Raw genomic sequence first — 25196 nt, 5'->3', positions numbered from 1 at the left:
ATCGGCGGCCGCCGGCATTTGACCCTGGTCGGCGCCGGCCTGGCCGGTTCGCTGCTGGCGATCCTGCTGTCGCGACGCGGCTGGGAAGTGGATGTGTACGAACGCCGCGGCGACCCGCGGATCAAGGGCTACGAGTCCGGCCGTTCGATCAACCTGGCCCTGGCCGAGCGCGGCCGCCACGCGCTGCGCGCCGCCGGGGTCGAGGACCAGGTGATGCGCCAGGCGGTGATGATGCGCGGGCGCATGGTCCACGGCCTGGACGGCTCGCTGCAGCTGCTGCGCTACGGCCGCGACGACTCGGAAGTGATCTGGTCGGTGCACCGGGCCGACCTCAACATCACCCTGCTGGAAGCGGCCGAGCGTGCCGGCGCACGGATCCACTTCCACCGCCGCCTGCACACCGTCGACTTCGACGCCGGCTACGCGCGCCTGATCGACGACCGCGACGACCAGCCGCACGACATCCGTTTCGAGACCCTGGTCGGCAGCGACGGCGCCGGCTCGGCGCTGCGCGCGGAGATGGTGCGCAAGGCCGGCTTCGGCGAGCGCACCGAGTTCCTCGACCATTCCTACAAGGAACTGGCCATCCCGCCGGCAGCGGACGGCGGCTTCATGATCGAGCCGCACGCGCTGCACATCTGGCCGCGCGGGCGCTACATGTGCATCGCTCTGCCCAACGACGAGCGCACCTTCACCGTCACCCTGTTCCTGCCCAACCACGGCCCGCCGGACGGCGACGAGCCCAGCTTCGCCAGCGTGCGCAGCGGCGCGGAGGTGCGCGCCCTGTTCGAGCGCGACTTTCCCGACGCGCTACCGCTGATCCCGGACCTGGAACGGGACTGGGAACACCACCCGCCGGGCCTGCTCGGCACCCTGTACCTGGACCGCTGGCACCTGGGCAACCGCGCGGTGCTGCTGGGCGATGCCGCCCACGCGATGGTGCCGTTCCACGGCCAGGGCATGAACTGCGCCTTCGAGGACTGCGTCGCCCTGGCCGAGGCCATGGAACGCGATGCCGGCGACCTGGCCAGCGCGTTCGCCGCCTTCGAGGCCGAGCGCAAACCCAACGCCCGCGCGATCCAGGCCATGGCCCTGGAGAACTACATCGAGATGCGCGACCGTGTCGACGACCCGGACTTCCTGCTCCAGCGCGAACTGGAGCGGACGTTGCAGGAACGCCACCCGGCGCGCTTCGTCCCGCACTACACCATGGTCACCTTCATGCGCATCCCGTACGCGGTGGCGCTGGAACGCAGCGCGATCCAGCGGCGCATCCTCGAGCAGGCCACCGCCGGCCGCGGCGACCTGTCCGGGCTGGACTGGGACGCGCTGGACCGGCAGGTGCACGATGCGCTGCCGGTGCTGCAGGATGCGGCATGAGGACGCACGGATGAGCGACAGCTTCCTGTTCTACGACCTGGAGACCTTCGGCGCCGACCCGCGGCGCAGCCGCATCGCCCAGTTCGCCGCGGTGCGCACCGATCCGGAGCTGCGCCAGGTCGAGGAGCCGGTCAGCCTGTTCGTGCGGCCGGCCGAGGACCTGCTGCCCTCCCCGGCCGCCACCATGATCACCGGCATCAGCCCGCAGCAGGCGCTGCGCGAAGGCCTGCCGGAGGCCGAAGCGGCCGCGCGCATCGTCGAGGAGATGGCTCGCCCGGGCACCTGCACCCTGGGCTACAACTCGCTGCGCTTCGACGACGAGTTCGTCCGCCACACCCTGTTCCGCAACTTCTTCGACCCGTACGAGCGCGAGTGGCGCAACGGCAACTCGCGCTGGGACCTGCTCGACGTGCTGCGCCTGGCCCACGCGCTGCGCCCGGAAGGCATCGAATGGCCCAGGCGCGAGGACGGCGCCACCTCGTTCAAGCTCGAGCACCTGGCCCTGGCCAACGACGTGCGCGAGGGCGATGCGCACGAGGCGCTGTCGGACGTTTACGCCACCATCGGCCTGGCGCGGAAGCTGCGCCAGGCGCAGCCGCGGCTGTGGGACTACGCGCTGCGCCTGCGTGACAAGCGCCACGCCGCCAGCCTGCTCGATCCGTTCGCCATGCAGCCGGTGCTGCACGTGTCGCAGCGCTATCCGGCCGCGCGCATGTGCGCGGCGGTGGTGCTGCCGCTGGCCGTGCACCCGTCGGTCTCCAACCGGGTGATCGTGTTCGACCTGGACGGCGACGTCGACGCGCTGCTGGAACAGGATGCCGCCGGCATTGCCGACCGCCTCTACACCCCGGCCGCCGACCTGCCCGAAGGCGTGGCCCGCGTGCCGCTGAAGGAAGTGCACCTGAACCGCTCGCCGATGCTGGTGCCGTGGGCGCACCTGCGTCCGACGGACTTCCAGCGCCTGGGCCTGGAGCCGGACACCCTGCTCGCCCGCGCCGGGCGCCTGCGCGCGCATGCGCCGGAACTGGCCGAGAAAGCCCGCCAGGTATTCGCCGCCGGCCGCGAGCGCGACGGCGGCGACGTCGACGGCTCGCTGTACGCCGGCTTCTGCGGCGACGGCGACCGCCGCCTGTGCAGCCAGGTGCGCGCCACCTCGCCGGCCGAACTGGCCACGCGCACTTTCGAGTTCCGCGACCCGCGCCTGCCGGAGCTGCTGTTCCGCTACCGCGCGCGCAACTGGCCGCAGACCCTGGGCCCGGCCGAGCGCGAGCGCTGGGACGACTATCGCCGCTACCGCCTGCAGCAGGACAGCGGCCTGTCCGAATACACCTTCGCCCGCTTCTTCGAGGAAATCGCCACCCTGCGCGGCGTGCATGCCGGCGACGGCAGCCGCCTGGTCCTGCTGGACCAGCTCGAGCAGTGGGGCCGCGAACTGCAAGACACGCTATGACCAGCTATTTCAGCGACGCCAGCTTCAGGTTCCTGCGCGGCCTGGCCCGCCACAACGAGAAGGCCTGGTTCGAGGCGCACCGCGCCGACTACGAGGCGCACGTGCGCCAGCCCTTCCTGCGCCTGATCACCGACCTGCAGCCGGCACTGGCCGCGGTCAGCCCGTACTTCCGCGCCGACCCGCGCACGGTCGGCGGCTCGCTGTTCCGGATCCACCGCGACGCGCGCTTCTCCAGCGACAAGTCGCCGTACAAGAGCTGGCAGGGCGCGCGCCTGTTCCACGAGCGCCGCCGCGAAGTACCGGCGCCGTCGTTCTACATCCACCTGCAGCCGGGCGAAAGTTTCGTCGGCGCCGGGCTGTGGCATCCGGAGCCGGACACCCAGCGCAAGGTGCGCCAGTTCATCCTCGACAACCCCTCGACCTGGAAGCGCGTCGCCCACGACCCGAAGCTGCGCCGCCGCTTCAACCTGGACGACAGCGAGGTGCTGTCGCGGGCACCGCGCGGCTTCCCGGCCGACTTCGAATTCATCGACGACCTCAAGCACCGCAACTGGGTATTCTGGCGGCCGCTGGACGATGCGCTGATGACCGGGCCGCGGCTGCGGAAGACCCTCGAGGCCGACCTGGCCGCGCTGGGCCCGTTCGTCGACTACCTCTGCGCCGCACTGGACCTGGAGTTCTGACCATGGAACCGCGCCCCGCCGCCGCCTCACGCCCCACCCCGTGGCGCTGGATCGTCGGCCTGGCGACGCTGGCACTGCTGCTGGCGGCCGCATGGCTGGCTGCCGGCCCCTGGCTGGCGGTGCGCGGCATCGAACAGGCGATCGCCGAACGCGACACCGCCGCGCTGGAACGCCATGTCGACTTCCCGCGGCTGCGCGCCAGCCTGCAAGCGCAATTGCAGGACCGCCTGGTGCGCGAGGCCGGCGAAGACGTGGCCAGCCATCCGCTGGGCATGCTGGCGCTGGCCGCCGCCGGCGGCGTGAGCCGCGCCGCGGTGGACACCCTGGTCACCCCCGCCGGGATCGGCGCGCTGCTGCAGGGCCACGCGGTGTGGAAGCGCGCCAGCGGCGATACCCGCGGCAGCGGCCTGCAGGCCACGCCGGAACCGGCGCGCCCGCTGCGCGAGGCCAGCCACCGCTACGAATCGCTGTCGCGGTTCAGCGCCACCGTACACCACGCCGGTGGCGGCGAAACCGTGTTCGTGCTCGAGCGCCAGGGCCTGCGCTGGCGCCTGGTCGACATCCGCCTGCCGCGCGAGCTGTCGGCCTACATGCAGTGACCCGCGGCCCGTGGCCTGCGCCACGGCCCGCATGCGTAGTCCCCGTTGTCCCCCAAGGGAGTGGAGCGCCGCATGGACACCGATCTCACGCGTACGGCCAGCGAAGCGATGTGGAAGCAGCTGGCGGCCAGGTTGCAGGTGGAGCCGGCCGCGCTGAAGGCGATCGCCGAGGTCGAGTCGAGCGGTTCAGGTTTCCTCCCCGCGCCGGACCGGCGCCCGAAGATCCTGTTCGAGGGCCACGTCTTCCACCGCCTCACCGCCGGCCGCTACAGCGCCACGCATCCGAACCTCAGCCATCCGAAGTGGGACCGGAAGCAGTACTCCGGCTCACTGGCCGGTGAATGGAAGCGGCTCGACCGCGCCGCGGCGCTGGACCCGGAAGCGGCGATGCAGTCGGCCAGCTGGGGGATGTTCCAGATCATGGGCTTCAACTACGCGCTGTGCGGCTTCGACAGCGTCGGCTGCTTCGTCGAGGCGCAGGCCTCCGGCGCGGAGGGCCAGCTGGAAGCCTTCGCCAACCTGCTCGCGCGCCCGGGCTCGCCGCTGATCCAGCCCTTGCGGCGCAAGGACTGGGCGAAGTTCGCCAGCCTCTACAACGGCCCCGGCTACCGCCAGAACCGCTACGACGAGAAGATCGCCGCCGCCTACGCGCGCCACACGGCGACGGCGCCTGCGCGCGGTCGCCGCCGCGCGTCCGGCGCCCCCTCCCCGCGCGCCCTGGTCGCGCCGGGCCGGCCGGAACTGGCGCCGCTGGAGATGCTGGAGCTCACCGCCGCCGGCACGGCGCGCAAGCGCACCAGCCGCGTATTCAACGTGCGCCCGGACGCGGTGGACCTGCGCGACTGGGAGTTCCAGCCCAGCGTCGCCTCGGCCCCGGCCGACGTGCGCTACCCGCCGGACGTGCGTCCGGTGCTGGACCAGGGTACGACCAGCGCCTGCACCGGCTACGCGCTGGCCACCGTGATCGAATACCTGCTGGTGCGCGCCGGCCGCCACGTCGAACCGATCTCGCCGCACATGCTCTACAGCATGGCGCGCCGCTACGACGAATGGGCCGAAAACGACGACGGTGGCCCGGAAGCCGATACCGGCTCTTCGCTGCGCGGCGCGCTCAAGGGCTGGCTGCGGCACGGCGCCAGCAGCGCCCGGCTGTGGCCGAAGAGCGACATGCCCAGGCCGAAGACGCAGGCCAGCGAGGACTGGTGGACCGATGCGATCAAGCGCCCGCTCGGCGCCTACTACCGCATCGACCCGCGCTCGCTGCGCGACATGCACGTGGCCATCGACCAGGTCGGCGCGCTCTTCGCCAGCGCATTCACCCACGGTGGCTGGGAGGAACTGCTGGGCGACGAGGCGGTGCCGCGCCCGGAGAACCCCGGCGACCTGCCGGTGATCCGGCGCATGACCGGCAATCCCGACGCCGGCCACGCCTTCGCCATCGTCGGCTACACCCGCGACGGCTTCATCGTGCACAACTCCTGGGGCCCGGCCTGGGGCAAGGGCGGGCTGGCCGTGCTGCGCTACAGCGACTGGCTGGAGAACGCGATGGACTGCTGGGTCGCGCAGCTGGGCGTGGTCACCGCCGAGCACGAGGCCATCGCCGACGCGACCTCGCTGCGCACCGATGCCTCCGGCAAGGGCGTGGTGTCGAGCAACCCGATCCTCGCCGCGCACGAGTTGAGCCCGTTCATCATCAACATGGAGAACAACGGCCGGCTGAGCCAGCGCGGCCAGTTCCGCACCCAGGAATCGGACATCGACGCGCTGCTGCGGATCCACCTCAAGGAGGCCTGCCGCAAGTGGGGCGTGCGCGCCAACCAGGCGGTGGACGTGGCGATCTACGCGCACGGCGGCCTCAATGACGAGGAGGCGGCCGCGGTCGCGGCGCGGCTGTGGGTGCCGCGGCTGTACGACGAGAGGATCTTCCCGGTGTTCCTGATGTGGGAGACCGGCGCGATCAAGACCATCGGCAACCTGATCGAGGACCGGATCGCGCCGGAGCAGGCGCGCGCCGCTGGCGGCTGGGACCGGGTCAAGGACGCCTGGAAGGAATGGTGGAACCAGCGCGTGGAGGGCATCGCCCGCCCGCTGGGCCGGCCGCTGTGGAACGAGATGAAGGAGAACGCGGCGAAGATCAGCAGCAACCCCGCTTCCGGCGTACGCATGCTGTTCGACCTGTACAAGGCCAAGGCCCGCGAATACGGCCTGCCGAAGATCCGCCTGCACCTGGTCGGGCATTCGGCTGGCGGCATCCTGCATTCGCACCTGGGCACGGCCGCGATCGCCGCCGGCTTCGACCTGCGCTCGGTGAGCCTGATCGCACCGGCGGTGCGGGTGGACGAGTTCGACCGCACCCTCGGCAGGGCCATCCTGAAGACCGGGACCAAGCTGCTGGTCGCGCACCTGACCGACGCGGCCGAGCGCGCCGATCCCACCTGCAAGCCCTACGGCCACTCACTGCTGTACCTGGTCTCGCGCTCGTTCGAGGACAAGAAGGAAACCCCGATCCTCGGCCTGGAGCGCGACCTGGTGCCGGCGCGCGCCACCCTGCCCTGGGGCGCGCAGACCATCGCCGTGCCCAGCCCGCATTCGGACATCGCGCGCCTGCCCAGCGCGACCACGCTGGATGGCCGCGCCACGCGCCGCACCGAGGCCACCACCCACGGCAGCCTCGACGACGACAAGGCGCTGCAGCGGCTGGTGTTCGACCTGATCCACAAGGCCTGAGCGGAGGCCCCGCCCGGCCCCTCTCGGAGGCGGTGGCAACGTGGAAGGCAGCAAGGCGCCGGCCCGCCGGCATGGCGGCGACGCTCGCGTTCGCTATCGCGCTGGCGTTCGTGCTCGCGGTGGCGGGCGCGTCCGCGCATGCCCAGGCCGCACCTGCGTCGGCGGCCACCGACGACGATGCACTCGCGGAAACCGCCGTCGTCGATCCCGCGCTCCCCGGCCCGGGCGTGCTGGTCGATTCAGCGTCCGTGCGCGACGTGTTCGATCCGCTGCCCGGCGTCGCCGCGGGGGAAGCGGCCTGGCGCGCGGCCTTGGCCACCCTGCCCGATCCGGTCGAGTCGCGCATGGGCCGGTCCTTCGACATCGAGGTGGCCACCTTGGTGCGCAGCTTCCAGTTCGGGGGCTACGTGCTGCAGGGCCATGCCATGCCGTGGCCGGCCCCGGGCACGAAGGCGGAGGACGCGGCGGGCCGTCCGTACCGCTCCACGCCCGGCGTGCTGGTGTTCCGCCGCGATGCCTGGCGCACGCCGGGCCACCTTGGCCCGCGCATGCATTACTTCGTCCTCTACCTGGTCGGCGAGTCGCCGACCTTCGGCGTGCGGCCGCTGGCCTTCTGTGGCGCGGTGCGCCAGGCGCTGGCGCTGGAAGCCGGCGGCGACCGGCCCGGCCGCGACGACGGGGGCCGCGACTCCATGGCGCCACGGCCGCTCCCGAGGTCGGCCGCGTCCACCCGGATCGCGGTGCTGGGCCCGAGCTTCTCCGGTTCGCTGGCCTCGATCGCCGCGACCGCCCGCCAGGCCGGCCTGCACCTGGACCTGATGAGTCCCTCGGCCACGGTGGCCAGCAACCGCCACATCGCCTGGGAAGACGACGAAGGCCGGCATTCGCTGCGCTACCGCACCTTCGCCCAGTGGGACCAGGTGCAGCAGATGGCGCACCTGTTCGCCTACCTCGAAACCGTGCACGGCATCTGCCCCGGCGACGTGGTCGTGCTGACCGAGGAATCGGCCTTCGGCCAGGGCAGCGAGGAGACGGAGACCCAGCTGGCCGGCGAGCGCGCCGCCGCCGAGGCGATGGCAGCACCCGCCCCGGCCTGCGCGGAACGGCCGCAGCCGACCTACCTGCAGTTCCCGCAGAACATCTCCACGATCCGCGCCGAACACGCCCGCCTGGACCACGAGAACGCGCGCAATCCCGAACTGGTGCCGCGCCGCTTCCTGGAACTGGACATGCGCGACGCGGGAACCAGCCTGGACCTGCCACCGGTGTACCAGCCGGAACTGAGCACGCGTTCGGACGAGCTGAGCCTGCAGCAGCTGATGGACGCGCTGGGCGTGTACGTGCGCCCGCGCGCGGTTATGGTGGTGGCCACCGACGTGCGCGACCGACGACGGCATTGAACGCGACGCTGCGCTACTGCCCGGTGCTGGCCACCGAGCCAGAAAAGCGACTCGCGGCCATCGTCGACTTCAACCTCGGCGCGGAGCGACTGTAAACGTCGACGCTGCGGCGGCGGATAAACCAGCAGGACTGGCATAGTGCTGGCCAAGAGCTGCGGCGCTGGGTGTATGGCGGTGGCAAGGTACTGCCGGGGCTTGTCACGCGGCGAGAGGCAGAGGCGACTTGCCTGCTCCGCGCCGCCTGATAGACCGGGTCGCCTCGATCAAATCCCCGGTTGCAACTCCACACGCACCTCGCGCGATTTGCCGGCCCGCTCCACTGACAGGACCACCACATCGCCGACCTTCCTGTCGTCTAGCCGCGCGAGCAGCTTGGCCACATCGTCCGTCGCCTTGCCATCAACACCGATGATGCGGTCGCCGGGCACGATGCCTTGCGGCGTGACTTCGACACCCGCGAGTCCGGCCTTGTGCGCTGCCGAACCAGGGGTAACACGCAGCACGAACACGCCCTTGCTTCCAGTCAGCGCCAGCAGGCGCTGATTGAGCTGTTCGTCCACCTCAATGCCCAGCGCCGGGCGGATGTACTTGCCAGTCTTGATCAGTTGCGGGACTACGCGCATGACGGTGTCCACCGGCACGGCGAAACCGATCCCGGCCGATGCGCCGGAGGGGCTATAGATCGCCGTGTTGATGCCGATGAGCCTTCCTGCCGAATCGAGCAGCGGCCCACCGGAGTTGCCAGGGTTGATGGCGGCGTCGGTCTGGATCAGGTGATCGATGGCCGGGCCGCCCGCTTCTCCCGGTAACGAGCGGTCGAGCGCGGAGACGATGCCGGTGGTGAGCGTCCAGTCCAGGCCAAAGGGGTTGCCGATAGCAAACACCTTCTGTCCCACCTTGAGGTCGGTGCTGGTGCCGACAGGCACGGCAGGCGGGCGTTTGAAGCCGACGCCGATCTTGAGTACGGCGATGTCGTGCGCTGGGCTCGCCCCCACCAGCGCAGCCTGGTAGTCGCGGCCGTCGGCAAGCTTGACGGTGGCTTCGGACGCGCCCTGGATGACGTGGAAGTTGGTGACGACATGGCCGGCGTCGTCCCAAATGAAGCCCGATCCCGTGCCACGGGGCACGGAGAAGACATTGCGCGTCCAGACGTCGCGCACCAGCTGCGCGGTGGTGATGTAGACCACCGAGGCGCGTGATTTTTCGAACAGTTCGATGGTGGCCTTTTCGTCCGCCGCCAAGTCGCCGCGCACCGTCACGGTGCGTTCTGCCGCCTCGCGCGGAGTGGAGCATGCCTCGATGGCGGGCAGGAACTGCCACAGCAGCACGAGGGTGGCAATACAGGCGGTGATGAAGAGCCAGCGCCGGATGAAGCGATCCGGTGCGGGGCGTGGGTACGGGTCAGGGTAGGCCATGAGAAGTCTCCTGTTGATACACAATCAGCGCCATAGCCCGCTCGGGCGCCAGCGCGGCGGGCGCGGCGTCACAGCGGATTCCGGCAAGAAATGGGGCGCGTGAAACGGCAAGGCTGTTGCTGGTCCAGGCGCCAACGTCAGCAGGCGTGAGATGCGATCTTGCGTTGCCGGATGCGTGCGCAACCAGGAAGGCTCGGGATTGCCCCATCCCGGCCACAGCCAGGCACGCCAGGAGCGACTGACCCGCTCGATCTTCGCCAGCGCAGACGCCAGCCCTTGCGGGTCGCCGGTCAGTTCCACCGCGAGGCGGTCAGCGTCGAACTCACGCACGCGAGACAAGCCGAGCTGTGCGAGCAGGGCCAGCTGGGGCGATGCGGCCAATAACAATAAACCAGGCCAATAGACGTCCGCCGCGCCAACCAGCAGCGCGGGCAGGCTCAGCAGGATCGCGATCTGTCCCATAAGGGCCAGTAGGCTCGTAAGGCGACTGACGGAATCCGCCAGCCCCATGACGCGCAGATCCTCATTGGCGATGTGCGCGATCTCGTGCGCGAGCACACCCGCCAGCTCGCGTGGGCTCAGGCGGCGCAGCAGGCCATCGGTGAGGGCGATCGATGCCTCCTGCTTCGATCCGGTGGCGAAGGCGTTGACGACGGCACTGGGCACGTAGTACGGCACCGGCGTTGCGGGCAAACCGGCACGGACGGACAGCTCGTGCAACAGGGCCCAGATTTCCGGGGCTTCGTGCGGGTGCAGCGCCCGGGCGCGGTATAGACGCAAGGTCAAGGCAGATGCGGCTGCCGGTTCCAGCAGCAGCGTGCCTCCAACGGCAAACAGCGCGAGCCACAGGCCGCTTTCCCCGAACAGCAGGCTTCCTGCGGCGGCTGCGATCCCGACCAGGGTCAGGACCAACAGCCCGGTCTGCAGGCGGTTGAGCCAGCGGTGTTGCAACAACGCCGCGCGCGGGTCACTGGGATGATGACGGGTCATGCTCAGATGTCTCGGCGGCGCGGTCGTCGCGCTCGCGCAGCAGCCAGTAAGTGGCGCCAAGCGCCAGCGTGGCGCCTGCAAGCGCGGCGATCTTGCCAGGGCTCGCCTCGAGGTCGAGGATCACGAACTTGCGCGCCAGCGCGATCAGGCCGATGAGGATCACGGTCTTGACCTGGATGATGCTGTCCCGACGCGTCGCCACGCGCATGATGGAATGCTTGAACTCCATCGCGATCAAGAGCGTCATGATCATGCCGAACACACTCTGGAATACCCCGTGATCCAGGGGATTGAAGGCATCGAGAACCAGCATCGTGAAGACGATGGAGATGAGCTGGACCAGCGACACCACGATGATGACGGCAATCACCGCCGACAGCACGAGCGCGACGACCTGCTCGAAGCGCTCGTAAAAACTCATGATGGCCCACTGGTCACGCAAGACCTGAAATGGGTTAAGGCGTGTTGATTTCATGACGATGAACTCCCTGGAAAACGGCTGCTGTCGAGACGGCGACGCATTGCGCTGATGTGTCCTTCAATCAGCTCGGGCGACATGCCAAGCGTCGACATCACCTGTTCCGCCAGCCCAGTAGCTGCGGCAAAGGATTGCTGATAAACGCGCACATTGGGCTTGGCGCGAAATGCATCGGCCGTGGTCGTACTTCTGCATGACACCCACAAGGTCAGCACCGGACGGCGCTCGGAAATCGCCAGGGCGATGCGCAGCGCTTGCTGGACATGGGCGAACGTCAACACCACCAGGCGCGCGTGCACCAAGCCGGTAGCCAGCAAGGTATCGGGGCGACTGGCATCGCCATGGAACACCGGGGCGCCGGTGGCACGTGCGGCCTCGACCCTCTGCTCGTCCGCTTCCAGCAGCAGATGCGCCACGCCGGCGTGGCGAAGAATCTCGCTGACGGTCAGGCCAAGCTCGCCCGCGCCGCAGATGATGACGTGGTCTCGAAATCGCGCTGTCTGCGCAGCGATCTCGACTTCTTCAGCCTGGGGTGGCTGAATGACGCCGCCGGTGCGGCTCAAGAACCGGGCAAGTACATCGTGATGGCGGATCAGCAGCGGTGCCAAGGCCATGCTGAGCACCAGCGCGACCAGCATGGGTTGTACGACGGTCGCGGGAATCAGATGCTGCTGCAAGACCATGCCCAACAACAGCAGGGCGAACTCGCCGCCATGCCCCAACGCTATGCCCGTGCGCCAGGCATCGAGGGCGGACAGGCGCGTCGCCCGCAAGGCCAGGGTATTGACCGGAGCCAGCGCCAGCAGCCATGCCAGCACTGCCAGTGGTGCCGAGAGCACCTGCGCCCCGTCCAGCTTCAGGCCGATAGTCACGAAGAATACGCCCGACAACACATCGCGAAACGGCTTGAGGTGGTTTTCCATGTGGTGCCGGAAGTCGCTCTCGCTCTGAACGCCGCCGTCGCCACCGCCGCGAGGCTGCATGCCGCCAGCAGGATCAGGGTGGCGCCGAGCAAGTCCTGCATCGGTCAGCGCCCCACCTGTGCAGATGCCCAGCGCACGATGTCCTGCGCGCCCAAGGCGCCGGCCTGACGCCCGATCTCCTGCCCACCCTGGAACAGGGCGAGCGTCGGAATGCTGCGGATGCCGAACTGCGCGGCCAGGTGGGGTTCTGCCTCGGTATTGACCTTGGCCAGCCTGACCCTGGGTTCGAGCTGGCGCGCCGCTTGCTGGAACTGCGGGGCCATCATCTTGCACGGCCCGCACCAAGGTGCCCAGAAATCGACCAACAGTGGCAGGTCGCTGCGCTCCACGTGGCGCAAGAACGTAGCCGTGGTCAACTCGATGGGTTCGCCCGTGAACAAGGGCTGCTGGCAGCGGCCGCAGTTGGGATGTTCCGATAGCTTCGCAGTCGGTACGCGGTTGATGGACTGGCAATGCGGACAGACGAGGTGAAGATCATTCTTCATGGTTCGCCTCCTTGGACCACAGTGAGGCTGCCGCGCTTCGGGTCACAGACAATGCCGACCAATCAACGCCTTGGAGCCAATCATTCCCGTCTTTGCTTACTCCGGCCTCTTCCAAATGAGCAGCGATGAACGCTTCGGCCTGAATGAGCCACCTTTGGACAGTATCTTCCTTACTAGGAATCAGCAGGATTTCAGAGACGCTGCTGGCATCCAGCCCGTCCACACGGATAAGCAGAAAAATGCGCCGCCACAAACGCGGCATGTCCTTCAGCAGGTCGAATGCAAAAGCGAGCTCGCTCGACCGATCAACTAGCTCCTCCTGTTCCGCGATCGTTGCGGCATCGGGATGCTGACTGTCAGCGATGATATCGGCCAGCCTGAGTGTGTCGTCGGGCTGATAAAATTCGAAGACTTCCTCTTCCACCATGGCCTCGGCGACGTCCTGGGCATCCGCTTCGACCGGCGCGTCCAGAGAAACGAATTCGCCAAATTGCCGGCTGTTTGCCACTTCGTTATCCAGGACGGCGAACAGATGCTTCAGAAGACCGAAGTAAGCCGCTTTTTCTTCCGGCACGGATTGCCATTCCACCTCAGCTTGGAGAATCGCTTCATCCACCACGTCGCGCAGCGTCGGATAATCACGCGGCAAATCGCCGACGGCACGCAGATAAGCCAGCTCACGCCTTGCGACAGCCTCAAGTTTCGACAGTAGAGGCATTCGGGTCACTTTGGCCTCATGGGCGGCTGACGCGGGTTTTGCGGCAATCCGCACCTTGAGCTCGCGCAAGCGCTCGCGTCGTGCTTTGCGCTTGATCTGGTCCTGAGCATGCAGCCGGTCAAAATGCTTCTTGGCCTGACGGAACAACGACTGTGCGAGCTTCCGCGCGAGGGGCGTCAGCTCGTCATGTGATGCAGTAACGCTGACAATCTTTTTGCCGGGCAGGTGCATATAGCCACTGGCCAGAAATTGCCGCTTGATCTTGTCGCGATCAAGGACGATTTGAAGTCGCACTGAATCTTTAGTGTGTTTGTCGAGCAATGGCTTGAGGTCGCGCTCGATCACATTCCCCAAAGCTCTCTGCCATGGTTCATGAAACTCTTTGTCGATAGCTCGAAAGCTAAATTGAATCTGCATGCATGACTCCTTTGATGTCATTCCTATGGAGGCGCGAACCGAAAATGCTCATATCCATAGAATTTAGTTTGACCTGCTCTTATCCCTGGCGCGTTTTGCGAAGACGCCAACTCAAGAACAAAAGCGTGACACCATAGACTGCCGCATAGAAGCCCAACAGCCAGCCTGCGGCCAGGAATGACTCGGCCGGACGGAAGAAAAATATCCACAAGACGATAGCGCCAAGGACAATCGAGAGCAGTCCACTGAAGGCAAGCCAGATTTCACCCTTGATTTCTTGACGCAGCCGAACCGCGGCGGATATCTCCAGCACACCGGTGAAAATCGCCCAGAACCCCACGCTAGCCCATAAAAAAGAAGCCATGACCATCGTGGCGACCCAAGGAGCAACCAGGACGACGACGCCGGTAAGTATGCCGACAATGCCGCTGAACAGCAGCCAGCCCCAGCGCTCTTTTTTCTGGATATGGCGCACCGCTGCAACCAAGTTGAAAGCGCCATTGACCAAGGAAAATGCGCCGAACACTAAGGTCGTGGCCAACAGAGCCGATTGTGGCATCCAGAACGCAAGGGCTGCGAAAATCAATGCCAAGACACCGCGCAGCGCAAAAAGCCACCAATTTTGGCTCAGCGAACACAGTGCCTTGGTGGGGTCATCCGCATTGGAATTGGCGATGGTGTCTGTGTTCATGCAATATCTCCTAAAGATATATACGAAATGAAAAATCAAACACTCATGGGACAAGAGAGGGGGCGCTATGCGCCCCTCTCCAGCGGTTTCAGAACAACTTGGACAGTTTTGCCTTGACTTCATCGAGCCAGCCTTTTCCGCCGCCTCCCCCTCCCGTCTTTTCCTTGATTTTCTTGAGTTCATCGTACAGGGGCTCAAAGTCCTTCCTTTTTCCATAGCCCAGCAGTTCTGCCATTTCCAACTGCCGCCGGGCTTCGTTCAACAATGTCTCCAGGCGCTCATTGGATGCTTCGCTGCGCTGACCATCTTCTACCAGGGGCTCGGCGCGCTTCAGGAGCAGCCTGGCGCGCAGGGCGGGCAGCGGATGCACGCTGCGCGTCTCGACCAGCGTGCTGAGCGCTGCCTGCAGCGCGGCTTTGGCTTCTTCGATCTTGCCCTGATCGATCAGCGGCACGACTGACTTCACGGCTGCGGGATAGGACGCCAGAGGGATGTTGGTGACCGCGATCACGATTTCACTGGCCAGCAAAGCCAGCACGTGACGTGCCTGTTGCACCTCGCCATGCTTGAGGGCATCCAGCGCCTCGTCGGTCATCGCCTCAATGGTTTCCGTGTTGGCGAACAAGTCGTGCACGATGGTGCGCACATCAACGGGGGCCAGGGCGAGCGTGGGTTCGCGCGCAACGATCAGCTCCAGCTTTCCCGTCACTTCGGCCAGCGTTGCCAATGCGCGTGCAGCGTCCTTGCCGTCAAGTGCGGCCAGCGCTGATTTGGTCAGCGCCAAGGCCGAGACGGCCTCATCGAGGACTTGTTTACGTTTGTCTGCCGCCTGCGAGTCCGTTTCCTTCTGAACCTCAGGCTGTACCTCCGTGACGACTTCAGGCTTGGCCTCTGGACTGACAGGAAGGCTGCTTACCGCGGCCTGTTCGTTTATTTCTTTGTTCGTCGCATTGGGATTCGATGTTTGCTCATTCATGGTGATAAGCCTCGTATGAAATAGTGAAAATAGGCGAATCTACTGGGGCTGAATGCGAACATCGCGAGACTGACCGACAGAGCGGTCAGCCCCTTCATCACCTCAAAACAGCTTTTGGATGCGCGTCTTCAACTCGTCGAACCATCCCTTGCCGCTTTTGCCACCAGCCGACTTTTGCTCAATGGACTCCACCTGATCGAAGATGGGTTTGAAGTCCGCCTTCTTGCCATAACCCAGGATCTGCGCCATCTCGATCTCCGTGCGCACGGACGACAGCAAGGTGCTGAGCTCCTCGTTCTGCTTGGCATCGCGCTTGTCGGTCTCGGCCAGCTTTTCAGCTTTTGCCATCGCGGCTTCGGCCCGTAGCACGGGCAGAGGAAAGACGACCGAGGTCACCACCAGCGTGTTCAGTGCTCGGGCGAGTTCCGCTTTGGCGTTGTCGACCTTGCCGCTGTCGATGAGCCGTGCGGCCGACTTGATCGCTGCCGGGTACGTTGCCATCGGCAGGTTGTCGGTTTGGATTACGATTTCGCTGGCCAGATTGGCAACGATGGGCCGGGCCTTTTGCACCTCGCCATCATCCAACAAGTCCCGAGACAACTTGACCGCTTTCTTTACCGATTCCACGTTGGCGTGGATATCGTAGGTGATGACGCGTACATCGACCGGCGCCAAAGCAAGTTTGGCGTCGCGTGCCAATACCAGTTCCAGCTTTCCGCTGGCCAGTTCCAGTGCAGCGAGCGCCTCCTTGGTCTTCTTTGCATCAAGGAGGGTCAAAGCCTCCTGGGTCTTGGTGAGCGCCGTGATGGCGTCTTGAATGAGCTCGGCACGCTTTTTATCGGCTTCCCGGGCGGCCTTGTCATCTACCTGTGGCTGTGCCGCCTTGGATGCGGCAGAGGGTGCTGCAGCACCTGGGCTAGAACCTGCCGCCGATTGGGCCAGAGCCGGTCCGCTCAGTCCGACGACGACCGCCAGGGCAAGTGCGGAGAAGGTGTATTGTGGCTGCTTGATATTCATGATCCTGGGCTCCTGATTGAAGTTAGTTGACTGAGATTTCAATCTGTTTCGGTTTGGCTTGCTCGGCCTTGACAAGCCGCACTTCCAGCACGCCGTCTTTCATGGAAGCCGTCACCTTGGTCGGATCAACGTTGTCAGGCAAGACAAAGCTGCGCACAAAGCGGCCATACGCACGTTCGATGCGGTGGAACTTCTTGCCCTGCTCCTCTTTTTCCAGTTTGCGCTCGCCGCTGATGGTGAGCACACCGTTTTCCGCGCTGACGCGTACGGCATCCTTGGGGACCTCCGGCAGATCCAGCTTGAGGAGGAATGCGTTCTCATCCTCGCTGATGTCCGCCATTGGTGCCCAGTCCGCCGTGGTCATGGCTTCGTTGCCGGTACGGGCGCCCTGTCGCTGGGGTATCCGTCCGAACATCGTCGCCAGGCGGTTCTGCAATTCATCCAGTTCCCGGAAGGGGTCCCACGGAGTCAATGCAGACATATCGGTTCTCCTTGAACAATGCCGGCGAATTGGATGACGCACTGAACAGAGCCGTCGGCTTACTCTGAATGGCACCTACTACTGTTTTCAGTTCCGAACAAGTCCTTGAGTCAATTGACGGATATCGCTTTCGTCGAGCGTTTCCCGCGCGAGCAGCTCGCGCGCGCAGCGCTCCAGCACTTCTCGGTTGATTTCGAGAATTCGGTATGCACGATCAAACACACCCATCACGATGTCACGGATGGCTTGGTCGATGCGTGTCTGAGTCGATTCGGCTACCCGGCAGCCACCCTGTACCAGTTCAGGCGCATCAAGAAAACGCGGCCTCTGTGCCTCAAAAGCAACGTACCCCAAGTCCTCATCCATGCCGAAGCGTGTAATCATGTCGCGGGCGATGTCGGTGGCCCGCGCGAGATCGTCTGAAGCCCCTGTGGACAGCTCGCCAAACACGAGCTTCTCGGCCGCGCGCCCTCCCAGGAGCACGGCGATCTTGTGCTCCAGGTCGGCACGTGTCATCAGAAATCGGTCTTCGGTGGGCCGCTGCAGGGTGTAGCCGAGTGCACCGATGCCACGCGGAATGATTGAAATCTTGTGTACCGGATCGGTGCCGGGCAGCGCCAGCGCCACCAGCGCATGCCCCATCTCGTGATAGGCCACGGTTTCCCGCTCCTTCGGATTGAGCACACGGTTCTTCCTTTCCAGGCCGGCCACGATGCGCTCGATGGCGGCGGTGAAGTCTTGCAGTTCCACAGCCTGCGCCTTGCGCCGCGTCGCGTTCAGCGCTGCTTCGTTCACGAGATTGGCCAGATCAGCGCCGGAAAAGCCGGTGGTCAGCGCCGCCACCTGTTCCAGATCTACACCGTGGGCCAGGGTGATCTTCTTGACATGGACCTTCAGGATATCCAGGCGACCTTTCTTGTCGGGCCGGTCCACCAGCACCTGACGGTCGAAGCGACCGGCGCGCAGCAGCGCCTGGTCGAGGATTTCGGGCCGGTTGGTGGCAGCCAGGATGATGAGCCCCACCGAACTGTCGAAGCCATCCATCTCGGTGAGCAGCTGGTTCAAGGTCTGCTCGCGCTCGTCGTGGCCGCCGATGGGGCCGCCGACACCGCGCGCGCGGCCCAGTGCGTCGAGTTCGTCGATGAAGATGATGGCCGGCGCCTGCCCGCGCGCCTGCTCGAACAGGTCGCGCACGCGCGCCGCACCCACGCCGACGAACATCTCGACAAACTCTGATCCGGAGATGGAGAAGAAGGGCACCCCAGCCTCACCGGCAATAGCCTTGGCCAGCAATGTCTTGCCGGTGCCCGGTGGGCCGACCAGCAACACGCCCTTGGGAATGCGCGCGCCGAGACGACCGTAGTCCTGCGGGTTCGCCAGGAAGTCGACGATTTCGGCCAGCTCGGCCTTGGCCTCATCGACGCCTGCGACATCGGCAAAGGTGACGCCGGTGTTCTTCTCCATGAACACCTTGGCGCGACTCTTGCCGATGCTCAGGAAGCCGCCCATGCCCTGCTTCTCGGCGAAGCGGCGGAACAGGAAGAACCAGACGCCGAAGAAGGCCACCGCCGGCAGAATCCAGGAGAGCACATCACGCAGCCAGGTGCTTTCCACCACCCGCGCATAGGGCACGTCGTACTTGGACAGCCGCTCGGCCAGGTCGGGTTCGACACGGGTGGCCACGATCGTGGCCTTGCCCCGGCTGTCCGGCGATTTCAGGCGCCCGGTGACCGTGCGGTCCGACACCAGCACTTCGGCGATGCGCCCCTCGGCCAGCGCCTTCTCGAATTCGCTGTAGGGTACGGGCTCGACGGTCTTGGCCGCCTGCCAGTAGTTCTGCAGCGTCAGCAGCAACAGACCGGCGACGATCCAGTAGCCAATGTTCCATTGATCTTTCTTTTCCATGGGCAATGTTCCTCGCAGGTCGTGTCGCTAGAGAATGGGGGTGAACAGACGGGCCACCCCGTCGCGCAAGCGGATGGCCAGCGGGCGGGCGCGCAACGCCATCGCCGATATCTCGTCCGCCGCATCACGGGCGGCATCAAAAAGGGATGACAGCCGCGTAGACAACGCGGTGTCGTACACCTCCACATTGAACTCGAAGTTCAGGCGCAGGCTGCGTGCATCCCAATTGGCCGAACCCAGGCAGCACCACTTGCCGTCTACCAGCATCAGCTTGCTATGGTCGAACGGGCCAGGCCGTTCGAAGATGCGCACACCGTGCTCCAGCACCTGCCAGTAGTGGGCGCGCGCGGCCCATTGCACCGTGGGATGGTCACCGTTCGCAGGCGTCAGCACGTCGACACGCACGCCGCGCAACGCGGCCGTGCTTAGCGCCGCGATCATCGGCTGGTCGGGGACGAAATACGGTGTCCAGATGCGCACCGAATGCTTCGCGGCGCTCAAAGCACCCATGAAGGTCCAGCGCATCCGGTCCAGGGCCTCGTCGGGACCGGCCTCGATGCCGCGCGCCCAACTGGTTCCCGGCTCATCAGCCGTTGCGGGCGGTTCGCCCCAGAAAGCCTCGCTGAGTCGCTCGCCTGTGGTATCGCACCAGTCATCGGTGAAGCACCGCATCAGGTGCGCAACCACCGGCCCGCGCAGACGAAAGTGCAAATCGTGACAGGCCTGGCCCGGCGCATCGGGCCGCCAATACGGACCGAAGATGTTCATGCCGCCGGTGAAACCCGTCTCGCCATCGATCACCAGCAGCTTGCGGTGATTGCGCAGATGCGCGGCATGCAGGCGCGCGGGAATCAACGTCGGGTTGAACGTCGCCGCCGGAACGCCGGCGCGCTGCAAGGCGCGGTAGGCGCTGCGGGGCGTCCAGCGGGCATACACGTCGTCGATCAGCACCCGCACTTGCACGCCGCGCTCATGAGCCCGGCGCAGCGCATCGACGAACTGCGCCCCGATGCCTTGGCTGTCGAAGATGTACGAGGCCAAGGCGACGCTGTACCGCGCCGATTCGATGGCGGCGAGCATGGCCGGGTAGGCCTGCTCGCCATCGACAAGCGGCTCGATGCGGTTGCCACCGGTCAGCGACTGGCCGGTGGCGCGTCCCACCAGGTGGGCCAGGCCGGCAAGTGGCGGCGATACAGCCTCGGGCATCGTGGGCGAGAGGTCCTGCCGAGCAGCAGGATCTGCCCCCGGGAAGAGCCGCCGCGCCCGCCGCTGGTAACGGTTGATGCCGAACAGCCCATACAGCAGCGAACCGCCCAGCGGCAACAAGGCGATCAGCAGTACCCACAGCGTGGCCGATCGAGGGTCACGCTTGTAGATGACCGCGTGCCCCGCTGTGGGGACAGCGACCGCCAGCGACACGAGGGTGGCTGCCCATGTCAGCCCATTGGGGTCGGACACAACAGCCTCCCATCGCTCAAGATTCGCCGTCCGCTGACTTCTTCCTGCGCGCAGGCTTGCTCGCGTCGCCAGGCGGTGCCTCAGCCACGTTCGCGGCATCGGGCTTTTCAGGCTCGGCCGGCTTCGCGGGTGGCTCCTGGCGCTCGAAGACTACCCGTTCGGCCTTGTCGTCCCAGCGGGCGCTGGCGTGATCGCCCTTGCCGATACCGCCACCCAGCATCTCGCGCGCCAGTGCGGTCTCCAGCTCGCTGCGGATCAGCCGCTTGAGCTCACGCGCGCCGAACTCGGGCTTGTAGCCTTCCTCCGCGAAGTGGTCGATCAAGGTCTGATCGAAGGTCAGCGTCACGCCCTGGCTGGCGGCGTTGCGGGCCACACGATCGAGCTGCAGGCCGACGATATGGCGGATCTCCTCCTTGCCCAGCGCATGGAAGACGATGATCTCGTCGATGCGGTTGAGGAACTCGGGGCGGAAGTGTCCGCGCAGCACGTCCATCACCTCGGACTTGGTCTTCTCGTATTCCTCGCCGGCGGCGCCACCGGCCTTCAGCCGACGCTGGATGATGTCCGAGCCCAAGTTCGAGGTGGCGATGATGATGGTATTGGTGAAATCCACCACCCGGCCCTTGCCGTCGGTGAGCCGCCCGTCGTCGAACACCTGCAGCAGGATGTTGTAGACGTCGGGGTGAGCCTTCTCGATCTCGTCCAGCAGCAACACGCTGTAGGGCTTGCGACGCACCTTCTCGGTGAGCTGGCCGCCCTCGTCATAGCCCACATAACCCGGAGGCGCGCCCACCAGGCGTGCCACGGTATGGCGTTCCCCGTACTCGGACATGTCGATGCGCAGCAGCGCACCTTCATCGCCATAGATGGACTCGGCCAGCGCCTTGGCGAGCTCGGTCTTGCCCACGCCGGTCGGCCCGAGGAACAGAAAAGTCGCCACCGGCTTGCTGCCTTCGCGCAGGCCCGCGCGCGACAGCCGCACGGCATCGGCCACGGCACGTACTGCTTCGTCCTGTCCCACCAGGCGCTCATGCAGCCGCTGTTCCAGATGCAGCAGCTTCTCGCGTTCTTCCACCGTCAGCTCGTTGACCGGGATACCGGTCAGCCGCGAGACGATCTGCGCAACATGCTCGGCCTTGACTTCGGCGCTGCCCGAGGCCCGCTCCCGCTCCCAGTCCTCGATCAGCTTCTTGAGCTCGGCCTCCTTGGCTTCGATGCGTTTGCCGAGCTCGGCGGCCTTGTCGTACTGCTTGCGCGAGGCCACATAGTCCTGCTCACGCCGCAGCTGGTGCAGTTCGGACTCCAGCTCTTGCACCGCCACCGGGCGGGCCGTGGCCGACAGCTTCACGCGTGCGGCCGCCTGGTCGAGCAGGTCGATGGCCTTGTCAGGCAAAAAGCGCGCGGTGATGTAGCGGTCCGACAATTCGGCGGCGGCGATGATCGCATCCTCGGTGATGCTGACCTTGTGGTGCGCCTCGAAGGTGTCGCGCAGGCCGCGCAGGATCATCATGGTCTGCGCTACCGTCGGCTCGGGCACCATCACCGGCTGGAAGCGACGCTCCAGCGCGGCGTCCTTCTCGATGTACTTCTGATACTCGTTGAGCGTGGTGGCGCCGATCAGGTTCAGTTCGCCGCGCGCCATCATCGGCTTGAACACGTTGGCCACGTCCAGCCCGCCTTCGCCACCGCCCTGGCCGGCACCGACGATGGTGTGCACCTCGTCGATGAAGAGAATCAGCTCGCCCTGGTGCTCGGTCACTTCCTTGAGCACCTTCTGCACGCGCTCCTCGAACTCGCCGCGGTACTTGGCGCCTGCCACCATGGCGTTGATGTTGAGTTCCACCAGGCGCTTGTCGCGCAGCGTCTCAGGCACTTCGCCGGCCACCATGCGCTGCGCCAACCCTTCGACGATGGCGGTCTTGCCGACGCCGGGCTCGCCGATCAGCACCGGATTGTTTTTCTTGCGCCGGGCCAGCACCTCGATGGTGGTCTCGATCTCCTGCGCGCGGCCGATGACCGGATCGAGCTTGCCCTCGCGCGCCATTTTGGTGAGGTCTCGCGAGTATTTATCCAGCTCGGGCGTGTTGGTCGGCGTCTCGGCGCGGCCATCCTCGGCACCTTTGCCGACCACCTTGCTTACCTGCTGGCGCAGCGCTTGCGGCGTGAGGCCGTAACGGCGCAGCAGGTTGGCCGCCAAACCTTCGCCTTCCTCGGCCAGCCCGATCAGGAAATGCTCCGGCCCGACATAAGAGTGGCCGAGTTCATTGGAGGCCACGAAAGCACGGCTGAGCGCGTCCTTGACCCGGGGCGACACGCCGATCTCGCCCTCGAACGGCTTGTCGCCGCGCTTGGCTTCGGATTCGATCTGTCGCTTGAGGTCATCGACCTTGATCCTGAACTGCCCCAGGATGGTCTTGACCACGTCGCTGCCGGATAGCGCCAGCAGCAGGTGTTCGGTATCGACTTCGGCGCGCCCGAACTCTGCAGCGTGTCGGGCGGCCCCCTGCAATAGGGCCTCGGACTGTTCGCTGATACGGCTGGCGAGCCCACTGCCGCGACGGCGCGCGGTGCCCGTACCGGCCGGGGCAGGTTCGCCGAACGAGGCATCGACGACCTCGCCGGTATCGGCCGCCATGGACAGTGCGCCGTCACCGATGCGGAAGAAGTCGCTGCCAAGGAAGTCTTCGAACAGCCCGCTGCGCGAGCCGAACAACGCTTCCAGCGGCGAGACGGTGCGCTTTTGCTGGCGCACCAGTTGGCGATAGTGATCGTCACACAACAGCATGGTGCTGTGGCGACCATTGAGATTGGCTTCCATCCGCACCGTGGCGGGCTGGCCGCAGACCTGGCATTGTTTTCTGGCCATGCTGATGCTCCTGTAAAGATTGATCTGACGAGGCACCGCCGATCACGGTGCCTCATCTCTTGTGGTTTTTGAGAAAAACGCGCTGCCCCGCGTCAGCCGTTGATCGGGATCGAGCGCCCCTGCTTGGGCGCACTGGCCTCGCGCTTGTCCATCGTGATCGTGAGCACGCCGTTCTTGAATGCGGCCTTGATCGATTCCTGGTTGGCGTTGTCAGGCAGGTTCAGGACACGCTGGAAACTGCCGTAGGAGCGTTCGACGCGATGGAAGCCACCCTCCTTCTTTTCCTGCTCCTGGCGCTTCTCGCCCCGTATCATCAGCACGTCGTTGTCGAGCGTGATCTGGATGTCCTTTTCCTCGACGCCGGGAACCTCCAAAGAAATCTTGTACTGCTTGTCGGTTTCCTGGATGTCAAGTGCCGGCTTCAGCAGGCCCGGCCAGTCCGACGGCCACCGCGGCATGGCCAGCGCCGGAAAGCCGAAGCCTCGAAACGCATCATCAAAGAGGCGGTCGATCTCGCGATGCAATTGCAGGATGGGACTGACGGGACCGCCTGCCGCCGGCAGGTCATTGCGCTGCACGGGCAGAGAGGCAGTGCTCTGTTGTTCTTCCTGCTCCTTCTTGAACCAGTTCCAGGGAGCCAACTTCTTGAAATCAATGTCCATGTCACACCTCCAGAAGAAAAATTGAAGACTCTCGCTCACTCCACTTGCCTGCGGCGACGGACAGCACGCCCAGGCGACACGGAGTGTTCCGCTGACTTTGGCTGCTCATCTGTGCGTATCCCCTCCTTCTTTCTGCCTGCTTGGGTCTGATCATTGATCCATTGATCGATTTCACTTTGACGAAACCGCCACGTCCCGCCGACCTTGAAGGCCGGAATCTCCCCGTGCGAGGCGAGCCGGTAAAGCGTCCGCTTGCCGACTTTCAAGTAGGCAGCCAACTCGTCAAGTGTGAAGATCGCCTGCTGGCGCGCTGTCATACCACCCCCACAAGCTCCGTCGTCACGCGGCCTCGCTCGAGGAAGTTTTTGCAAGACTTTGCAAGATATTGCGCCTAGCATGCAGAAAGTCAAGAGTCAACATCCAGCGACCTGCTGGCCGATTGATGTGACTCAAATCTTCAAGGACGGTATGCCAGGGCGGGCCGGTCCGGCGCAGGGGACGATGGGTTGATCGGGACCTTGCGGGCGCCGCCCACGGCCGCAGATCAAACACCGATCCTCACGTTGTAACCGAGCGCCCGCAGCCCCTTGCTCGTGCGCATGTTCCTCGGCGGAAACTCGTCTGGGCGCGCCCAGCCGACGATTTCCCCGAGGCTGCTCAGGCCAATGTGCGGAACTGCGCAGTCGTCGCTGCGGATCGCGTTCCAGAGCCGGGCCGAAACACTTCCATTGCCCCAGACGAGAGTGCGGCCAATCAGGTGTGGTCGATGGACTTCGTGTTCGACCGCACCGCCGACGGACGGGTCATCAAGTGCCTGACGATCGTCGATGACGCCACCCACGAAGCGGTCGCGATCGAGGTGGAGCGTGCGATCTCAGGACTTGGCGTGACGCGCGTGCTCGACCGTCTGGCGCTCACCCGTGGCCTGCCGCGGGTGATCCGCACCGACAACGGCAAGGAGTTCTGCGGCAAGGCGATGGTCGCCTGGGCGCACGCGCGTGGCGTGCAGTTGCGCCTGATCCAACCGGGCAAGCCGAAGCAGAACGCCTACGTCGAGTCGTTCAACGGCCTGCGCGACGAGTGCCTCAACGAACACTGGTTCACCCACCTGCTGCACGCCCGGACCGTCATCGAAACCTGGCGCCGGAAATACAACGAGGAGCGGCCAAGGAAGGCATTAGGGAAGGTCTGATCAAAGCGCGCTGATGCTTAGATTTCAGCGCCAAGGCGCCTGATCGACCTCGATGTGATCACTTTCTCGCCATTTCTGGCGCTTTTTCGACGGGTTTCCCCGTCCAACGGACGGATTTAGCCCGTCGGCAGCAACAGACGTCGCCGCGCTATCCACAGGTTCGACAGCGCGAACAGCGTCAGCACCTGCGCCGTGTTCTTCGCCAAGCCCCGGTAGCGCACCT

Annotated in this window: 21 protein-coding genes and 4 pseudogenes; 8 read left to right on the top strand and 17 right to left on the bottom strand. The window is 65.6% G+C overall.

Going from position 1 to position 25196, the window contains the following annotated elements:
* The 7 genes from PSEJ35_RS0110315 (at position 1) to PSEJ35_RS17810 (ending at position 8484) form a co-directional block, all read left to right on the top strand.
* The gene (locus PSEJ35_RS0110315; protein WP_037083071.1) at positions 1-1380 is read left to right on the top strand and encodes an NAD(P)/FAD-dependent oxidoreductase; all 1380 of its coding nucleotides are present in this window, start codon (positions 1-3) and stop codon (positions 1378-1380) included.
* Positions 1381-1390: 10 nt separating this feature from the next.
* Positions 1391-2830, top strand: a complete 1440-nt coding sequence (sbcB, locus tag PSEJ35_RS0110310; RefSeq protein ID WP_028917718.1) for an exodeoxyribonuclease I — start codon at positions 1391-1393, stop codon at positions 2828-2830.
* On the top strand, positions 2827-3513 hold the full coding sequence (locus PSEJ35_RS0110305; RefSeq protein ID WP_028917717.1) for a DUF2461 domain-containing protein: 687 nt from the start codon (positions 2827-2829) through the stop codon (positions 3511-3513). The genes sbcB and PSEJ35_RS0110305 overlap by 4 nt, the downstream gene beginning before the upstream one ends.
* A gap of 2 nt (positions 3514-3515) precedes the next feature.
* A complete protein-coding gene (locus tag PSEJ35_RS0110300; protein ID WP_051412643.1) occupies positions 3516-4112 on the top strand; it encodes a DUF2939 domain-containing protein in 597 nt (198 codons plus the stop codon).
* A 72-nt stretch (positions 4113-4184) separates the two neighbouring features.
* A complete protein-coding gene (locus PSEJ35_RS17470; RefSeq protein WP_198014178.1) occupies positions 4185-6839 on the top strand; it encodes an N-acetylmuramidase domain-containing protein in 2655 nt (884 codons plus the stop codon).
* A gap of 71 nt (positions 6840-6910) precedes the next feature.
* Positions 6911-8239, top strand: coding sequence for a hypothetical protein (locus PSEJ35_RS0110290; RefSeq protein ID WP_028917714.1), 1329 nt, complete (start codon positions 6911-6913; stop codon positions 8237-8239).
* A 104-nt stretch (positions 8240-8343) separates the two neighbouring features.
* Positions 8344-8484 carry a hypothetical protein gene (locus tag PSEJ35_RS17810; RefSeq protein WP_304412585.1) on the top strand — a complete coding sequence of 47 codons (141 nt, stop codon included), beginning with the start codon at positions 8344-8346 and terminating at the stop codon, positions 8482-8484.
* Between the two features lie 18 nt (positions 8485-8502).
* Here the strand turns inward: PSEJ35_RS17810 and PSEJ35_RS0110280 are convergent, their stop codons facing one another.
* The 16 genes and pseudogenes from PSEJ35_RS0110280 to PSEJ35_RS16970 form a co-directional block, all read right to left on the bottom strand.
* Positions 8503-9654 carry a trypsin-like peptidase domain-containing protein gene (locus tag PSEJ35_RS0110280; RefSeq protein ID WP_028917713.1) on the bottom strand — a complete coding sequence of 384 codons (1152 nt, stop codon included), beginning with the start codon at positions 9652-9654 and terminating at the stop codon, positions 8503-8505.
* A gap of 24 nt (positions 9655-9678) precedes the next feature.
* Positions 9679-10644 carry a zinc metalloprotease HtpX gene (locus tag PSEJ35_RS0110275; protein WP_028917712.1) on the bottom strand — a complete coding sequence of 322 codons (966 nt, stop codon included), beginning with the start codon at positions 10642-10644 and terminating at the stop codon, positions 9679-9681.
* On the bottom strand, positions 10622-11119 hold the full coding sequence (gene psiE-GI, locus PSEJ35_RS0110270) for a heat resistance protein PsiE-GI (protein WP_028917711.1): 498 nt from the start codon (positions 11117-11119) through the stop codon (positions 10622-10624). Before psiE-GI ends, PSEJ35_RS0110275 begins: the two co-directional genes overlap by 23 nt.
* Positions 11116-12066, bottom strand: a pseudogene (gene kefB-GI, locus PSEJ35_RS15990) (heat resistance system K+/H+ antiporter KefB-GI); the annotation flags it as partial. The gene psiE-GI and the pseudogene kefB-GI, both read right to left, overlap by 4 nt.
* Positions 12067-12149: 83 nt before the next feature.
* On the bottom strand, positions 12150-12590 hold the full coding sequence (trx-GI, locus tag PSEJ35_RS0110260) for a heat resistance system thioredoxin Trx-GI (RefSeq protein WP_028917710.1): 441 nt from the start codon (positions 12588-12590) through the stop codon (positions 12150-12152).
* The gene (locus tag PSEJ35_RS16980; protein ID WP_084635514.1) at positions 12580-13725 is read right to left on the bottom strand and encodes a hypothetical protein; all 1146 of its coding nucleotides are present in this window, start codon (positions 13723-13725) and stop codon (positions 12580-12582) included. Before PSEJ35_RS16980 ends, trx-GI begins: the two co-directional genes overlap by 11 nt.
* A 79-nt stretch (positions 13726-13804) precedes the next feature.
* The gene (hdeD-GI, locus tag PSEJ35_RS0110250; protein WP_028917708.1) at positions 13805-14416 is read right to left on the bottom strand and encodes a heat resistance membrane protein HdeD-GI; all 612 of its coding nucleotides are present in this window, start codon (positions 14414-14416) and stop codon (positions 13805-13807) included.
* Positions 14417-14504: 88 nt separating this feature from the next.
* Positions 14505-15392, bottom strand: a complete 888-nt coding sequence (gene yfdX2 / locus PSEJ35_RS0110245; RefSeq protein WP_028917707.1) for a heat resistance protein YfdX2 — start codon at positions 15390-15392, stop codon at positions 14505-14507.
* 102 nt (positions 15393-15494) lie between these two features.
* Positions 15495-16409, bottom strand: a complete 915-nt coding sequence (gene yfdX1 / locus PSEJ35_RS0110240; protein ID WP_028917706.1) for a heat resistance protein YfdX1 — start codon at positions 16407-16409, stop codon at positions 15495-15497.
* A gap of 22 nt (positions 16410-16431) precedes the next feature.
* Entirely contained in the window at positions 16432-16890 is a 459-nt protein-coding gene (hsp20-GI, locus tag PSEJ35_RS0110235) for a small heat shock protein sHSP20-GI (RefSeq protein WP_001275372.1), read from the bottom strand.
* Positions 16891-16977: 87 nt separating this feature from the next.
* Positions 16978-18795, bottom strand: coding sequence for an ATP-dependent zinc metalloprotease FtsH (gene ftsH / locus PSEJ35_RS0110230; protein ID WP_028917705.1), 1818 nt, complete (start codon positions 18793-18795; stop codon positions 16978-16980).
* A gap of 27 nt (positions 18796-18822) precedes the next feature.
* Positions 18823-20253 (bottom strand): cardiolipin synthase, encoded by a 1431-nt coding sequence (cls, locus tag PSEJ35_RS0110225; protein ID WP_028917704.1) that lies wholly within the window; start codon positions 20251-20253, stop codon positions 18823-18825.
* Between the two features lie 16 nt (positions 20254-20269).
* Entirely contained in the window at positions 20270-23119 is a 2850-nt protein-coding gene (gene clpK, locus PSEJ35_RS0110220; RefSeq protein WP_028917703.1) for a heat shock survival AAA family ATPase ClpK, read from the bottom strand.
* A 92-nt stretch (positions 23120-23211) separates the two neighbouring features.
* On the bottom strand, positions 23212-23781 hold the full coding sequence (locus PSEJ35_RS0110215) for an Hsp20/alpha crystallin family protein (protein ID WP_028917702.1): 570 nt from the start codon (positions 23779-23781) through the stop codon (positions 23212-23214).
* Between the two features lie 35 nt (positions 23782-23816).
* On the bottom strand, positions 23817-24098 hold the full coding sequence (locus PSEJ35_RS16975; RefSeq protein WP_084635506.1) for a helix-turn-helix domain-containing protein: 282 nt from the start codon (positions 24096-24098) through the stop codon (positions 23817-23819).
* Between the two features lie 227 nt (positions 24099-24325).
* Positions 24326-24517 (bottom strand): annotated as a pseudogene (locus PSEJ35_RS16970) (hypothetical protein); the annotation flags it as partial.
* Positions 24518-24523: 6 nt separating this feature from the next.
* Here PSEJ35_RS16970 and PSEJ35_RS15985 point away from each other — a divergent pair.
* Positions 24524-24994 (top strand): annotated as a pseudogene (locus PSEJ35_RS15985) (integrase core domain-containing protein); the annotation flags it as partial.
* 95 nt (positions 24995-25089) lie between these two features.
* On the opposite strand, the pseudogene PSEJ35_RS17235 reads toward PSEJ35_RS15985, so the two are convergent.
* Positions 25090-25196: pseudogene (locus PSEJ35_RS17235) on the bottom strand (IS5/IS1182 family transposase); the annotation flags it as partial.

The organism is Pseudoxanthomonas sp. J35 (genome assembly GCF_000513995.1).
Lineage (GTDB): Bacteria > Pseudomonadota > Gammaproteobacteria > Xanthomonadales > Xanthomonadaceae > Pseudoxanthomonas.
The sequence above is the reverse complement of the archived record's forward strand: the minus strand, read 5'-3'. Positions and strand labels throughout refer to the sequence as shown.

Bases quoted from the DNA above. Each gene is read 5' to 3' on its own strand.
- PSEJ35_RS0110290 (WP_028917714.1), top strand. From the start codon at position 6,911: ATGGCGGCGACGCTCGCGTTCGCTATCGCGCTGGCGTTCGTGCTCGCG.
- PSEJ35_RS0110275 (WP_028917712.1), bottom strand. From the start codon at position 10,644: ATGACCCGTCATCATCCCAGTGACCCGCGCGCGGCGTTGTTGCAACAC.
- sbcB (WP_028917718.1), top strand. From the start codon at position 1,391: ATGAGCGACAGCTTCCTGTTCTACGACCTGGAGACCTTCGGCGCCGAC.
- yfdX2 (WP_028917707.1), bottom strand. From the start codon at position 15,392: ATGAATGAGCAAACATCGAATCCCAATGCGACGAACAAAGAAATAAAC.
- PSEJ35_RS0110305 (WP_028917717.1), top strand. From the start codon at position 2,827: ATGACCAGCTATTTCAGCGACGCCAGCTTCAGGTTCCTGCGCGGCCTG.
- psiE-GI (WP_028917711.1), bottom strand. From the start codon at position 11,119: ATGAAATCAACACGCCTTAACCCATTTCAGGTCTTGCGTGACCAGTGG.
- clpK (WP_028917703.1), bottom strand. From the start codon at position 23,119: ATGGCCAGAAAACAATGCCAGGTCTGCGGCCAGCCCGCCACGGTGCGG.
- ftsH (WP_028917705.1), bottom strand. From the start codon at position 18,795: ATGGAAAAGAAAGATCAATGGAACATTGGCTACTGGATCGTCGCCGGT.
- hdeD-GI (WP_028917708.1), bottom strand. From the start codon at position 14,416: ATGAACACAGACACCATCGCCAATTCCAATGCGGATGACCCCACCAAG.
- PSEJ35_RS0110280 (WP_028917713.1), bottom strand. From the start codon at position 9,654: ATGGCCTACCCTGACCCGTACCCACGCCCCGCACCGGATCGCTTCATC.
- hsp20-GI (WP_001275372.1), bottom strand. From the start codon at position 16,890: ATGTCTGCATTGACTCCGTGGGACCCCTTCCGGGAACTGGATGAATTG.
- PSEJ35_RS17470 (WP_198014178.1), top strand. From the start codon at position 4,185: ATGGACACCGATCTCACGCGTACGGCCAGCGAAGCGATGTGGAAGCAG.
- PSEJ35_RS0110300 (WP_051412643.1), top strand. From the start codon at position 3,516: ATGGAACCGCGCCCCGCCGCCGCCTCACGCCCCACCCCGTGGCGCTGG.
- PSEJ35_RS0110215 (WP_028917702.1), bottom strand. From the start codon at position 23,781: ATGGACATTGATTTCAAGAAGTTGGCTCCCTGGAACTGGTTCAAGAAG.
- trx-GI (WP_028917710.1), bottom strand. From the start codon at position 12,590: ATGAAGAATGATCTTCACCTCGTCTGTCCGCATTGCCAGTCCATCAAC.
- PSEJ35_RS16980 (WP_084635514.1), bottom strand. From the start codon at position 13,725: ATGCAGATTCAATTTAGCTTTCGAGCTATCGACAAAGAGTTTCATGAA.
- PSEJ35_RS16975 (WP_084635506.1), bottom strand. From the start codon at position 24,098: ATGACAGCGCGCCAGCAGGCGATCTTCACACTTGACGAGTTGGCTGCC.
- yfdX1 (WP_028917706.1), bottom strand. From the start codon at position 16,409: ATGAATATCAAGCAGCCACAATACACCTTCTCCGCACTTGCCCTGGCG.